This window comes from Solibacillus sp. NPDC093137 (assembly GCF_050280445.1).
Taxonomy (GTDB): Bacteria; Bacillota; Bacilli; order Bacillales_A; family Planococcaceae; genus Solibacillus; species Solibacillus isronensis_B.
Map to the genome: position 1 here is coordinate 179893 of NZ_JBNNVH010000002.1, position 14662 is coordinate 194554.

Below are 14662 nucleotides of genomic sequence, written 5' to 3' on the forward strand. Positions count from 1 at the left end.
TTCCTTCACATAATGGTGTGAAGGGCTTTTTACATATTGAACAAAGCGGGTAAATTACATGAACTAGCGTATTTAATGTTAAACTCAATAAATAAACATATAGTGAATATAAAAAGACGAATTTTATTATGAGCGATATAGAATCCCTTTAAAAGTAATTGGATCATGTATTTTTCTTTTAACACTGATGAAGGGAAAGATGATATGGTAAAAGACTTCGAAAAAGTAATGGAAACTCTCTCAAAAATAGATGTATTTTCCAATCCGAACAATGAGCCAGTTACGATTATTGGTGAAGCAGAGAATTTGAAATGTGTAGGAATCGGGACGGACGCGGCAGTTTTTTGGTCCGAACACACCCCAGCTTATGCATTCAAACTATATGCGAAAGATAAATCAGCCAAAGTAATGGTGGAAGAAAGTGTTTACCGGAAGTTAGGCAATTCGCCTTATTTTTCAACCTGTTTTGGTTCGAACGACAATTGCCTCGTATTAAGTTACGAGGAAGGGAAGACGCTATTTGAATGTATCCTTGAAGGCATCCATATTCCGGAACAGGTAATACAGGATGTTGAAGAAGCAAGAGAATATGCGCGCAGCAAGGGGTTGAACCCGCGTGATATTCATTTGAAAAATATACTGCTGCAAAACGGCAGAGCTAAAATAATCGATGTTTCCGAGTATACGATGTCAGGAAATGATTGTCGATGGGAACATTTAAAAAAAGGGTATGAGCAATACTATCATTTAATAGACGGGAAATCCGTGCCGATCGGGGTAGTTGAAACCGTTCGAAAGTGGTATAACAGGCGAGGGAAGAAATCATTGTCATTTGAAGAAATTACAACACCTATTTTAAAACTTTTCTTTAAAAATTGATAAGTTTTTTATGCCAATATACAAATAAAAGCCTCGCATTTTGATGATATATTCATCTGAATGCGTGGCTTATTTAAATAGATTCATTTTGTACTTTTTCAATCAGTGAAGAAATCCATTCACCTTCATTATTAAAACGACTTGTAAAATAGCCGGTTAAAAAATCCCCACCTTCTTTTTTAGAACCTTCCAGCTTAACTTGCATATTCAAACTTGTAATATAATCTCTTTTCTTTTCAAGCTTTTTTAATTTCTCTTCAAGAATTATAATGATTTTCGCACGATCCACAAAGTCCAGATTCATTAAACCTACAATTGTATCTGAAAGGGAATCGGCTTTTTCAAAAAGCTGATAAATTTTGTTCGGAAGCAATGCAAGACCCTGTTCTGTAATGGCGAAAACTTGCTTATCCGGCCGGTTCTCTTCTTTAATAATCTCTGTTGGCTCGATAAGTCCTTGTTTTGTCAAAGACTCGAAATGATAATAGAGCTTACTTTCCGTCAGGTGCGCCAATTTATCAAAAGGAATCGGTTCTGACAGCTCTTTTTTTAGTTTATATGGATAACTGCTTTCTTTCGCTAACTTGCTCAATATATAAATTTGGATGGACATAGTATTCTCCTATACTTTATACATTTTAATTTCCGCTACATAAATACAACTCGTGCCTGAAAATAGCACGAGTTGTATTTTTCCTTAGTTTAACAAAGTTATGCGATAACTTCATCCGCTTTTTTTAAAGAAGCTGGTTGTTCAGCCGGTGCATCTACTGGCAGCGGCTTATGGAAGATCCAAACAATAAGGACATTAATAAGCATTGCTCCGATACCTACTGCAGCTAATCCCCATAGGTAAGGGCCAGGGTTGATCGAACCGAACATAATCGCTAAATACGATTGAACCGAATGGTACATCGGTGTAATATAGCTGAACCATTCATATGGTGCGTACATCATATCACGTGGAATTGTTGCGCCATTTGCCAATGTTTGCATTAGCAGAATCGGAATGTTAAGAATCATACCGCCTTCACCAAGGATAAATATTGGAATTGCACAAACATTAAATGCAGCCATATACAATAAAATCTGCTGACCGGCTACAGGCAACAATACTGCCATGTCGACATCTGCAATTGAAAAGGCAACAGTTAATGAAGCAATAGTTGAAAGTACCGCAATCATTAATGCAGTCAATTGTACATACATAAATAATCGTGTTTTGCTCGCTTTACCACGGCTCGCTTTAAATGAACCGACTAACTGCATTCCTGCAATCATTGCACCTACATAACAAGCCATTGTTAAAAACATTGGCAGCATACTGTTATGCATTCCCGTTGGCACATCATTCATAATGACATAGTTTCCTGTGTAGCTGTTTTCGATTTGCGCAGCCATTTCAGCAGCCTGTTCTTCAGGGAGGTTAAAATTCATTAAAATGCCTTGAGCTGTTTGCTGTGAGAAATTTGCACTTAATTCGTTATTAATCTGAGTAACTACAGATGACATAGAAGATGAAACCATTGTTGATGAAGCTTCATTTACTGTGAAATCAATGTTAGTACCTTTACCGCTCTGTGCATCCGCCGAAAAGTTTTCAGGGATATGAATAACTAATGCAAGTTCATTGTGCTCTAAGTCTTTTAGAGCCTGTTTATTTGTTAAGTCTGTTTCGATTGTCTTAAATGGTAAGCTTTCACCTAGCTGACCTGCAATCTGATTGCCAGCTTCGCCTTTGTCGTCATTTACGATGGCAATTTTTAATTCATCCATATTGCCGGGTATTGCTGTATATCCAGGTAAAAAGATTCCGAGCATCGCTACCGCATAAAATATTCCCATAAAAATAGAAGCAATTGCTCCTTGTGATTTTAAAAATTGTTTAAATTTCACGTATTGTTTCCTCTCTTATACAAACATTAATTTGAGTACTCTAATTGAAGTACTTTGCTTTTAGTATTCTATAATATTAATGATTTACCTGTAAAGTAATAAGTTGGTCAGAAATATTACGATAATGTGAACGGTTAGAATGAGCATTTAATTTACCCATGGAAAATATCTGTCATAAAAATTTTAAAAGTTCTGTAACTTTTACACTCTTTTCCAGTCTAATTCAATACAAAGTATGGAAAGGGAGGGGTTTACATGAAAAACGGCAAACTTTTCGGTATAGGGCTTGTCGCGTCACTTGTAGCGGTTTTGGCACTCGGTTATTTTATGTTGGCTAAAAATACGGAAGTGCAGGCAACGGGTATTTTATTCGAAGGGGAAACGTATTCAATTACGTTAAAGCAGCCAATTAGGGAAAAAAGTTTAACAGATGGGTCCATTATAGTTGTCGATGAAAACGGCAATAACGCTAAAGTGAACTTTTCAGTTGATAAAGCCGGAACTGCTTTATCTGTCGAAGGGCTTAGCGTAGGGAAGTACACACTCGAAATTAAGCAAACCGCATACGCGAAAAATGCAAAGTTGCAGCAGGAACAGTCGGTAGCACTTGAAGTTGTAAGGAAAGTGGAAAAACTTACTACAACAGAAGATTTAAAAGATTACTTCAGGGCGTTTGTAGCACAAGAAAATGCGGTATCGAGTCGCTTTAATGATATGGTGGTTGAAGAATCGGCGATGTCGATGGAAAACAAAGATTCAGGCAGTGGTGGGCCGAGTCACTCTACAACAAACAACCAGGTTGAAGGGATTGAAGAAGGTGACATTGCAATTACGGACGGCCAATCGATTTATACGATTGTCGACAATAAAGTAGTCATTGTTGATGCTAAAACTATGAGTGTAGTAAAGCGTTTAAAGGTTGGCAAAGATATTTATCCATCGCATTTAATGCTGCATGATCAAACATTAATTATCGGATACACACAGTATGTGGAAACACAAAGAGAGCCGTATTATGACGGGAAATCTGTTACGAAAATTGCATTCTATGATGTGAAAGATGCAAAAAATCCTACATTAGTACGCGAAGTGGGGCATGACGGGGATATTACAAGTCTCCGTAAAACAGACAACTATTTGTATGTTGTATCAAGTCGTATGCCGAACTACTGGCTGCTGCAGGAAACACCGGATGTAGAGCTTCGTCCATCTACGTACGATGGGGAAAAGGAAACTGTTATGCCGGTTGATAAAATTCGCATGCTGCCTGAAAGCAATGAACCGAATTATTTGATCGTTTCAGCAATCGATATGAGCAATGTAAAGTCGAACGCATGGAAAACAGAGAGCTTCCTAGGTAATAGTGGGCAATTGTACATGTCAGAAAACGCAATCTATATTGCATCGATGAATCATTATCGTTTCGGACCAGTAATGGAAAGTACATCTCTTGAAGACACGGTATCTAGTACAATGCCGGTGAGCCAAAACGATGAAACGAATATTTATAAAATTTCTATTGATAAAACAGCGGTGAAAATGACAGCACAAGGTAAAGTTCCTGGTTCTGTATTAAATCAATTCTCAATGGATGAGCATGATGGGCATGTCCGTATCGCTACTACAGAAGGCAGTGCATGGGGAACAACAGCCAATTCGAAAAACAATCTCTTCATTTTGGATGGAAACTTAAAACAAGTAGGTGCGGTCAAGGATTTGGCGAAGGGGGAGCGCATTTACTCTGCTCGCTTTATGGGAGACAAAGCGTATTTAGTGACATTTAAGGAAACAGACCCGCTCTTTGTTATTGATACGAAAAATCCGACAGCGCCGAAAGTGTTAGGGGAGCTGAAAATTCCAGGCTTCAGTAATTACTTGCATCCAATTGGCGAAAATCACTTGTTAGGTATTGGTTACGATACGGAAGTGAAGATGGAGGAAGGTTCAAAAGAGCCGGTTGTCTATACGAAAGGAATGAAACTGAGCCTGTTTGATGTGACGGATTTCAATAACCCGAAAGAACAGCAGGCGGTTGTAATAGGAGGTCGCGGTACTTATTCACCTGTACAGTATGACCATAAAGCACTGTTCAGAGATTCGCGTCAAAACTATTACGGCTTCCCGGTTACGATTTACTCGCCAACAGATGAGGAAGACCAGCTGAAATATGAAGGAACAGGTGCTCATATTTACAAAGTAACACCTAAAGGAATTGAGCTTGCAGCGGATATGATCGAAAAGTCACGTCCTGGTGAACAATATGAAGATTCGTATAATGTTGTACAGCGTCTTCTTTATATTGATGATGAGCTATTTACAGTATCACGTTCAAAAGTGACGAGCTTCAACGGTAAAACTTTTGAAAAGCAAAAAATGGTAGGGTTCTAATAAAGATTCAACCACAAGCACAGGTGGAACAGTGCTTGTGGTTTTTTTCATGTCCTGAAAAAACTTAAAGGGGGTATTCAGGATTTCTTAAGAATTTCTTAATATTTAGCCTTTCTAAATATTAAGATTTGCCCTTTACACTGAAGTTAAGTGAAAAGGAGTGAACGATGATGATTAAAGTAACGAACTTACAACATACATTTTCCATCGGTAAACGCGGAAAGGAAAGACAGGTTCCGGTACTGAGAGATGTATCATTTGATGTTAAGAAGGGGGAAATCGTGGCAGTCGTCGGGAAAAGCGGATCGGGTAAATCGACGCTGCTTCAGATTTTGGCAGGCTTTATGAAGCCGGAACACGGTTCGATTGTAGTAAACGCACAGGAAATTGCGGCATTTAATGAAATTCAGAGTGCAAAATTCCGTTTAGAAAACTTCGGCTTTATTTTTCAAAACTTTCAGCTCATGCCAAGTCTGACGGCATTTGAAAATATTGAATTGCCTTTAAAACTGCAAGGGATGAACGTATCTGAGCGCAGAAAAAGGGTTGAAGTGATCATGAAAAAAGTCGGGTTAACTGAGGTGACGGACCATTATCCGAATGAACTATCAGGCGGGCAACAACAGCGGGTTAGTATTGCGCGTGCCCTTGTGACCAATGCACCGATTTTGTTGGCCGATGAGCCGACAGGAAGCCTTGATTCAGAGACAGAGCAGGATATTTTAATGCTTATTCAGCAGCTGAACCGCGAATTGGATTTAACATTTATTATTATTACGCATGATGAGGAAGTAGCGATGATTGCGGACAAGCGCTTCCGCATGCATGACGGTCAATTAGTGAAAGAAGGGGAACACAATGCTATTTAAAGATCAGGTAAATTTTGTGATGCAGCATATTAAGAAAAATAAGCTGCGAGTATTTATGACAGTACTTGCCGCAACAATGGGCTGTGCGTTTTTAATCGTGCTTGCCTCAATCGGCTTTGGATTACAGGATTCAATTGAAGATGAGATTCTATCGAGTGAAACGGTGACACAAATTGAAGTGCTTGGCAGCCAAGCGCTGTTTACTGAAGAGGAAGTAGCAGATATTGAAGCGGTAGAAAATGTACAAACGGTGTTAAAAACAACAAGTGTGGATGCTAATGTAGCAGGCTATATGGGGGACCGTGATACGTCTACATCAATACGTTTAGTGGACTTTACTGATTATGCATCGGTAGCGAAACCGTTATCGGAAGGAAAATATCCAGAAAACGAAAGAGAAATTATTGTTGGTTATCATTTCGGTCAATCATTATTGAATGAAGCGGACCGCAAATTAATTGAGGAAAAATCAAAGGCAGCAGAAGCGGAAGGCACTTATTACGACGGTGCTGAAGAAGGGTACAAGGAGTCGCTTATCGGCAAGGAAGTGGAGATTGCTCTAAGTACACATGAACAGCCGGATGTACTGTCAGAGCGTATGACGTATACGATTGTCGGTGTTATGCCAAAGCCGTCATACGAATGGGCAACTGAAAACAGAATTTATATTATGGATGAGCAACGTGAAGTAATTGAAGATATGTATAGCCAAGTAATTGCTGATGTAGAGGTAGCTAGCGATTTTCAGCTGTTTTCTGAACGCTTCGATATTTATGCAAAAAGCTTGGAATATGTAAAGCCGATTTTAGAAGAGCTACGCGGAAAAGGCTACGGTGTGTATTCCGTTACTGAACAGCTGGATGAGTTAAATGTCTTTTTCCTAGTATTGAAAGCAGGACTTGTTTTTGTTGGAACAATCGCAGTACTGATCGCATCCATCGGAATTTTCAATACGATGACAATGGCGGTGACAGAACGTACGCGTGAGATTGGTGTATTAAAAGCAATTGGAGCCAGCCCAAAACTGATTCAACGACTGTTTTTAATGGAAAGTGCGTTTATCGGAGTTATTGGGACAGTTCTTGCAATTGCAATTTCATATATTGTAAGCTTTGCATCGAATGCGCTATTGCCGCTTATTTTAAAGGCAGCAACAGGAGAAGATGGATTCAACAATGTACAATTCTCAGCGATCCCATGGCAGCTCGTAGTGATTGCTGCTGCGATCAGTATCGGCGTGGCGATGATTTCAGGTTTGCGCCCGGCACGTAAAGCAACGAAAATTGAAGTAATGCAGGCGTTAAGACAGGAATTATAAAAAAACTATATGCCGTTGTAAAATAAGTACATTAAGATTAATAAAATAAATAAATTTAAGGGCCAAACATATTTTAGTTGATGAATATGTTTGGTCTTTTTAAATTCTCAGTAGATACGTTGTGGATAGGACGCAGATTGATGAACAGTAGAAAGTGTTAGAGTAAACCCGTATAATACTTATTCAATGCAGGTCGGTTGCAACTCATTTGCAGGTGATGGCCAATGCAATAGCATCAAGAACACCACTTTTTAAATGCTTACCCGAATATCTGCTATTACAACGCTCAGCAGTTCTTCCGTATAAAAGAGCAAGTTACGGTTTCATATAATGGAAAAAAGTTTCGTAACCAACGAGAATAGGCTGGGACATAAAAGAAGTACTGTTGAATAAGAGGGAAAACCTTATTAAGAAACGGATATTTTATAAAATTGATTGGAATGAAGGGCGACTCCTACGGAAACAGCACGACGCCTGAGACTACAGGCTCAGGCCGTGCCCGTGGAAAGCGTCCCGGAATTGAAATCAATTTTTAACGAACAGCAAAAAAATGCTATGTCCCAGCCTCTTCTTTTAGATGATCGTTCCCGCACAATCATCTGCAGGTAGATGATTTTTTGATAAATCTAAGCGCAGCTCGGGAACTTTCAGAAAGCTCTTGATGGCAAGGGCACATGCTCCCATCGCACATGCATCTTTGCCAAGATCCGAAAGCTTCAATTCACGGTACTGGCTGACCGAAGACTTCAACAGGCTTTTAATGCGATCGATGGCGCCGGGATACATTTTCAGCACCTGGCTATTGAGTACAATTGTTTCGGGGTTATAAAGATTGATAATATTATTCAATCCAATTGCCAGAAATTCAAAGAATTCATCAATTTTTCGGATTATAACCGGATCTTTAGCTGCAAGCCAGCTTTCCACATCTTCGTAACTGAGATTGCTCTTGTTTTTGAGAGTGGCGAGATCCTGCAGGAACCTTGCTTCTGAAGCATACATTTCCCAGCAGCCTTTATTGCCGCAAGTGCAGAGCTTACCGTCTGGAACAACAATCATATGGCCCATTTCGCCAGCAAATCCGTTATAGCCTTTCAAAAGTTCGCCTTCCATGATGATACCAAGTCCCATGCCAGAATACATAGAAATAGACAAAAGGTTTTCGCTGTCCTGGGATTTAAAGACTTTTTCAGCAAAAGCCGATGCATTGGCATTGTTCTCGATTAGCACGGATACACCGGTTTCTTTTTCGAGATCGACTTTCAGGTCCTTGTCACGCCATTGGTGCTGAGGGACAAAAAAAGCTTTCTCGTTTTTTCCCACAGTGCCATGAACGCCGATGACTGCGCCGATTAAACCGTAGCGGCTGTCCGAACATTGAGCCTGAAATTTAATGATTTGCGTAGCCAATAGTTCCACAACGGTTTCGTAATTTGAAGTCTCTAACGGAATAATTTCAGTATGTACAGGATAGCCGAGTAAGTCGGAAAGAATATATGTGATATTCTTATGATCCAGATCGATGCCTAGTGCAAAACCATTTTGACGGTTTAATGACAGCATGACGGGACGTCTCCCTACATTATGGTGCTCCTGATGCATTTCATAAATCAGCTCTTCATCTAGCAGATCTGCTACCTGCACGGATATTGTGGCTTTGTTCAAGCCAACCTTTTTTGACAGGTCGGCTCTGGAAATCATGCCATGTTCGATGATTTGCTGCAGAATCAAACCTCTGTTTATCTGTTTTATATAAGATCCGTCTACCGTAACCATATCATTTTCCTCCATTGCTTAATCATTTTGCCCAAGCCTTTTTGGCCGTGACTGCAGTCGAAGTTATCTATAACTAAAGGATACCATAAAGGCTTGCTAAGGTTAGGGCATCACCTATAAAAATTACATTTTCGAGCGAAATAAGGGAGTTTCGAATGCCAATCCGGTTTTTTAAAAGGAAGCACTGTACAAAATAGGGAAGCTTTGAAATAATTATCTGAATAATCTTTTAATAAAGCACTCTCAGATAATTTAATGAACAATGTAAGCACTTTCAGCTAATGAAATTATCTGAGAATCATATAAAATGGGGGTAGATTCATATGAAAGGTAAATTAGTAATAGAACAGCCGCTTATGGTGCATTACAAGATGGAAACATACTGGGATTATATCGATTACCATTCCCATCAAGAGTATGAGATTTATTTTTTCCATGCCGGATCCTGCCGTTATTTGATTCATGACCAGATTTATGATCTTGAGCCAGGAGATATTCTGTTAATGGATGGCATGGCTCTACACAAACCGAATATATCGCCGGACAGCGAGTATGTCCGCAGCACAATCCATTTTTCACCGCAATGGATGGAAAAGGCTTTAGAGGCAGTGGACGGTTTGCATTTGCTGGACGTCTTCGAAAAATTGCATTACTGCCTGATCCGTACACAAGAGAACGAAGAATCAAAAGAGTTGGAAAAACTGGTACAACGCCTTGAAGAAGTGCAACGGAATAATGACTTTACAGGTGTCGGAAAAGAAGCAAACACGAAAATACTGCTTCTGCAGATTCTGGTTGCCGTCAATCAGCTTGGCCAAGTCCATTCCTTGAAAATTCCAAGCAAAAAAGCTGAAAAAGAAATGCATGCTGAGAATATCGCTTCTTTCATACAAGGAAATTTCCAGATGAAATTGTCGATTGAGTCGATTGCGAATGCATTGAACTTAAGCAAATCGTATACTTCACATGTCTTCAAAGAGATGACCGGCTTCACAATCATGGAATATGTGATGGGTTGCCGTTTGAACCGAGTCAAACAATTGTTGGAAAACGAACCTGAGAAGACCTTAAAAAATATTGCGCATGAAAGCGGTTTCGAAAGCATTTCTCATTTTAGCCGTTATTTCCGTGAAAAAGTCGGGATGACAGCAAAAGCTTACCGAAATCGAGAATAAAATACGTGGGAGGAGAATGAATATGAAAAAAGTGAGATTAGGAATTATCGGTTTGGGAGCTCAAGGGGGCGCTTATGCAGGCTTTATCGCTGAGGGCAGAGTACCGAATATGGAAATCGGGGCAATCTGCGATATCGATTCGGCGAAAAAAGAACTGGCGGCTGGAAAATATCCGTCTGTGCCGTTCTATGAAGACTACATTGACATGATGGAGAGCGGCAATGTCGATGCTATCATCACTTGTGTCCCGCACTACCTGCATCCTGAAATGGGGATCCAGGCGCTGAAGAGAGACATTCATTCTTTATTGGAAAAACCAGCTGGCGTCTACACGAAACAAGTGAAGGAACTAAATGATTTTGCAGCAACTAAACCAGAGCTGACATTTGGCATCATGTTCAATCAGCGCGCCAATGAACTGTATCAGAAAGTTAAAGAAATCATCGATAACGATGAGATTGGAAGTATCCGCCGCACAAATTGGATTATCACGACTTGGTGGCGTCCGCAGGGCTATTATGATCAAAGCGCTTGGAGAGCAACTTGGGAAGGTGAAGGCGGCGGTGTGCTTGTAAATCAGGCTCCGCATCAGCTGGATCTGATGCAATGGATCGCCGGCATGCCGAAAAAAGTCTATTCCAATGTCAAATACGGCTATCAACGAAACATCGCAGTGGAAGACGAAGTGACGGCAATGTTCGATTACGGCAATGGCGCAACAGGCGTCTTCATCACAGCAACTCACGATATCATGGGAACGGACCGTTTTGAAATCCACGGCGACAAAGGGAAAATTATTGTTGACGACAGCAAAAAAGTGACCATCAAACGTTTGAAACGTCCGGAAGCTGAAATGAGTGCGAGCATGGACATGCAGGATGTTATGAAAATTTTTATGGGGGGTGGCGCAGACGACATCTATGATGAAGAAGTGCTGGAATTCAAAGACGAATGGGGTGTACAGCACACAAGCGTACTCAAAAATTTCGCAGACAATGTCCTGGATGGTACACCACTTCTCGCACCAGGAAGCGACGGAATCTATGGAGTGGCATTAGCCAACGCAATTCATCTATCAAGCTGGCTCGGCAAAGAAGTTGAATTACCGGTAGATGAAAATCTGTACTTCGCTGAATTATCGAAAAAAATAGAAGAAGAAAAGAGCTTGTTAATCCAAAAATAATAATAAAAACAACTCATCACCATTGCCGGTGTTGATTTGTTTTTTTTAAGAGGGGGGAATCCATATGCTGAAAATAGGAGTCATCGGCTTGGGGGATATTTCAAAAATACATATTCCAGCCATTCAAAGCAACCCCTATGTCGAGCTTGCCGCAGTTTGTGATATCGACCCGGAGATGGAAGGCACAGTCGAAGGGCCAGTGTTTTACACCGATTACCATAAGATGTTAGAAAAAGAAACTCTAGACTGCGTCCATATTTGCCTGCCACATCATCTTCATTACACGGCAACAAAAGCATGTGTTGAAAAAGGTATCCATGTCTTTCAGGAAAAGCCGTTGGCGCTGGATGCGAATGAAGGCAAATCGTTGGTTGAATTGGAAGCGTTGAATCCAAATATCAAAATCGGGATTTCACTACAAAACCGGAGGAATGAGACAGTTATAAAGCTGCTGGAGATTTCAGCAAGCGGGGAATATGGAAAGATTCTAGGTATAAAAGGACTTGTCGCCTGGTTCCGTCCGAAAGAGTATTACGACATCAAGCCTTGGCGTGGCCAAATGAAGTATGCGGGTGGCGGTGTGATGATCAATCAGGCGCTTCACACGATAGATCTGATGCAATTGTTCGGTGGAGAAATTAAGACAATCAAAGGTTCCATCGATGAATTGCTGGATTATGGATTGGATGTAGAAGATACGGCAACGGCCCGCATCGAATTTATAAATGGAGCGAAGGGTCTATTATTTGCGACGAATGCCAATGCGGAGAATTCATCAGTGGAACTCGAATTGCTATTTGAAAAAGGTAAATTCACGATTAAAGATAGCATTTTGACCGAGACACTAGTGGACGGAACGAAACTGAAGTTAGAAGAAGATCGGAAATTGCCGGGCATGAAATTTTATTACGGCGCAAGTCATGTGAAATTGATCAATGAGTTTTATGAATGCATCCGGCACAATACCGATGGTTATATTAAAGCAAAAGATGCGCAAGTATCAATGGAAATGATTAATGCCATCCGTCAGTCAAGCATTAGCGGAAAACAGATTGCAATGGGGGTATATCAATGAAAAAAGGGAAAATCGGCGTACAAATGATGATGCTGAAAGATAAAGTCGAGGAAATCGGCGTTTACGAAACGATGAGAAAAATTAATGAACTGGGATATCGCGCAGTGGAAGTCTCGCAAATCCCAATGACTGAAAATAATGTCTCTGAGCTGAAAAGAGCCAGCCAGGATTTCAATATCGAAATAGCAGCTTTATCAGCTTCGCTGGACCCGATAATGCCAGGAATGCCAGGCGAAACATTGACAGATGACTTTAATAAAATTGTTCAGGATTGCAAAACACTGGACTGTAATTTCCTCCGCATCGGCATGCTGCCGCTGACGATTATGGGCGACAAAGAAAAAATCATGCAGTTTATCTTAAAAGCGGAAGACATGGCGCATAGCCTGGCAGAACAGGGAATCGAACTATACTACCACACGCATCATGTCGAGTTCCAAAAATTTGATGGTGAGTACCTTCTTGATTTGATTAAAAACAATACGTCTAAGCTTGGTTTCGAGTTGGATATTCATTGGATTCAGCGCGCTGGTGAAAATCCGGTTGATATTATCACTCAGTATAAAGACCGGATTTCTTTATTACATCTAAAGGACTACCGCATTGGCCAATTAGACTTGAATGAGGAAGATTTCAAGGATATGCCAAAGTTCTTCAATAAATTTACAAATTTAATTGAATTTGCGGAAGTCGGTGAAGGGAATATGAATATCCCGGCAGTCATTGATGCAGGGCTTGCAAGCGGCGCAAAGTATTTCCTAGTGGAACAGGATGATACGTATGGTCGCGACCCGTTCGAATGTCTGGAAATTTCAGCGCAGAATTTACGTAAACTCGGATATGCCGACTGGTTCGAGGCAACGGTTAAATGACAGGAGGTCGAAATAAATGAGTAAAGACGGAATGACATATGCGCCGAAAGGAAAACCGAATCCTGTAGTGAAGGAAGGTGAATTTTCGATTGCGGCTGCCGCTCTTGATCATGGCCATATCTATGGAATGGTCAACGGCTTACTGGAGGCAGGCGCGACATTGAAATGGGTTTATGATCCGGACTCAAAAAAAGTGGAAGAATTCGTCGAGAAATTCCCACAAGTGGCAATAGCAGAATCGCTCGATCAGATTCTGGACGACCATGAAGTGAAACTGGTCGCCGCAGCTGCCATTCCTTCGCAACGCAGTGCACTTGGAAACCGGGTAATGGAATCCGGAAAAGATTATTTTACGGATAAAACACCATTCACCACGATGGCCCAATTGGAGGAGACGAAGCGTGTCGTTAAAAAGACCGGGAAGAAGTACATGGTTTATTTCAGCGAACGTCTTCATGTTGAAGGTGCGGTTTTTGCAGGACAGCTTATTAAGGACGGTGCAATCGGCCGAGTTATTCAAGTGACCGGTTTCGGACCACACCGTTTGAATGCAGAAAGCCGTCCGGACTGGTTTTTTGATAAAGAGCAGTACGGCGGAATCCTTTGTGATATCGGCAGCCATCAGATTGAACAATTTTTATATTATGCTGGCTGTAAAGATGCGGAGGTTCTGCACAGTAAAGTCGGCAATTACAATAATCCGGACTATCCTGGGCTCGAGGATTACGGAGATGCCACGCTGCTTGGAGATAATGGTGCCACTCAAATTTTCAAAGTCGATTGGTTTACGCCTGACGGATTGCGGACATGGGGTGATGGCCGCACTTTCATCACCGGAACAGAAGGTACCATCGAAATTCGCAAATATCTGGATGTGGCGCGTGAAGAAACGGGTGATCACTTATATCTTGTTAACAAAGATGGCGAAAAGCATTACAGTCTTTCAGGGACTGTCGGCTATCCGTTTTTCGGGGAATTCATCAAAGACTGTATCAATCGCACTGAGAATGCTATGACGCAAGAGCATGCATTCAAGGCAGCTGAGCTTTGCCTAGTCGCACAGGAACAGGCTGTCGTCGTCTCGCGGTAAGTAACAAAGCAATAAGGAAGCCGTTCCGCTAGCTGTTTTATGTACCGGAAAGTGAAACGGCTTTTAAGTAAAGTTTTCTGAGTATTGAAAAATCTGATTGATTTTGTGCTTACTTTTAGTTTGTTGAGTAAACAAATAGTG

The 14662-nt window shown here is 40.9% G+C and carries 12 protein-coding genes; 9 read left to right on the top strand and 3 right to left on the bottom strand.

The features are described from left to right. Positions 1-204 precede the first annotated feature (204 nt). Positions 205-879: a serine/threonine protein kinase gene (locus ACQKN3_RS12695; protein ID WP_427711919.1), complete on the top strand. Its 675-nt coding sequence runs from the start codon at positions 205-207 to the stop codon at positions 877-879. A gap of 73 nt (positions 880-952) precedes the next feature. Here ACQKN3_RS12695 and ACQKN3_RS12700 read toward each other — a convergent pair whose 3' ends face one another. Both ACQKN3_RS12700 and ACQKN3_RS12705 read right to left on the bottom strand, forming a co-directional pair. Further along, positions 953-1492 (bottom strand): PadR family transcriptional regulator, encoded by a 540-nt coding sequence (locus ACQKN3_RS12700; protein ID WP_427711921.1) that lies wholly within the window; start codon positions 1490-1492, stop codon positions 953-955. A 98-nt stretch (positions 1493-1590) separates the two neighbouring features. Continuing rightward, positions 1591-2775, bottom strand: coding sequence for an ABC transporter permease (locus ACQKN3_RS12705; RefSeq protein ID WP_427711923.1), 1185 nt, complete (start codon positions 2773-2775; stop codon positions 1591-1593). Between the two features lie 255 nt (positions 2776-3030). On the opposite strand from ACQKN3_RS12705, the gene ACQKN3_RS12710 reads away from it, so the two are divergent. The 3 genes from ACQKN3_RS12710 (at position 3031) to ACQKN3_RS12720 (ending at position 7350) form a co-directional block, all read left to right on the top strand. Further along, the gene (locus ACQKN3_RS12710; protein WP_427711925.1) at positions 3031-5163 is read left to right on the top strand and encodes a beta-propeller domain-containing protein; all 2133 of its coding nucleotides are present in this window, start codon (positions 3031-3033) and stop codon (positions 5161-5163) included. Positions 5164-5333: 170 nt separating this feature from the next. After that, positions 5334-6032, top strand: a complete 699-nt coding sequence (locus tag ACQKN3_RS12715; protein WP_251690608.1) for an ABC transporter ATP-binding protein — start codon at positions 5334-5336, stop codon at positions 6030-6032. Then, entirely contained in the window at positions 6022-7350 is a 1329-nt protein-coding gene (locus tag ACQKN3_RS12720) for an ABC transporter permease (RefSeq protein WP_427711927.1), read from the top strand. Before ACQKN3_RS12715 ends, ACQKN3_RS12720 begins: the two co-directional genes overlap by 11 nt. A 573-nt stretch (positions 7351-7923) precedes the next feature. Here ACQKN3_RS12720 and ACQKN3_RS12725 read toward each other — a convergent pair. Further along, positions 7924-9126: an ROK family transcriptional regulator gene (locus ACQKN3_RS12725; RefSeq protein WP_427711929.1), complete on the bottom strand. Its 1203-nt coding sequence runs from the start codon at positions 9124-9126 to the stop codon at positions 7924-7926. A gap of 323 nt (positions 9127-9449) precedes the next feature. Here ACQKN3_RS12725 and ACQKN3_RS12730 point away from each other — a divergent pair, with 323 nt between their 5' ends. The 5 genes from ACQKN3_RS12730 to ACQKN3_RS12750 all read left to right on the top strand — a co-directional run bounded on the left by ACQKN3_RS12730 (position 9450) and on the right by ACQKN3_RS12750 (position 14521). Next, a complete protein-coding gene (locus ACQKN3_RS12730) occupies positions 9450-10301 on the top strand; it encodes an AraC family transcriptional regulator (protein ID WP_427711931.1) in 852 nt (283 codons plus the stop codon). Positions 10302-10323: 22 nt separating this feature from the next. Beyond that, positions 10324-11484 carry a Gfo/Idh/MocA family protein gene (locus ACQKN3_RS12735; RefSeq protein WP_427711933.1) on the top strand — a complete coding sequence of 387 codons (1161 nt, stop codon included), beginning with the start codon at positions 10324-10326 and terminating at the stop codon, positions 11482-11484. Positions 11485-11548: 64 nt separating this feature from the next. Beyond that, the gene (locus ACQKN3_RS12740; RefSeq protein ID WP_427711935.1) at positions 11549-12559 is read left to right on the top strand and encodes a Gfo/Idh/MocA family protein; all 1011 of its coding nucleotides are present in this window, start codon (positions 11549-11551) and stop codon (positions 12557-12559) included. Further along, positions 12556-13431: a sugar phosphate isomerase/epimerase family protein gene (locus ACQKN3_RS12745; RefSeq protein WP_427711937.1), complete on the top strand. Its 876-nt coding sequence runs from the start codon at positions 12556-12558 to the stop codon at positions 13429-13431. Before ACQKN3_RS12740 ends, ACQKN3_RS12745 begins: the two co-directional genes overlap by 4 nt. Before the next feature lie 16 nt (positions 13432-13447). Continuing rightward, complete coding sequence (locus tag ACQKN3_RS12750) at positions 13448-14521, top strand: Gfo/Idh/MocA family protein (RefSeq protein ID WP_251690615.1); 1074 nt, start codon at positions 13448-13450, stop codon at positions 14519-14521. Positions 14522-14662 lie beyond the last annotated feature (141 nt).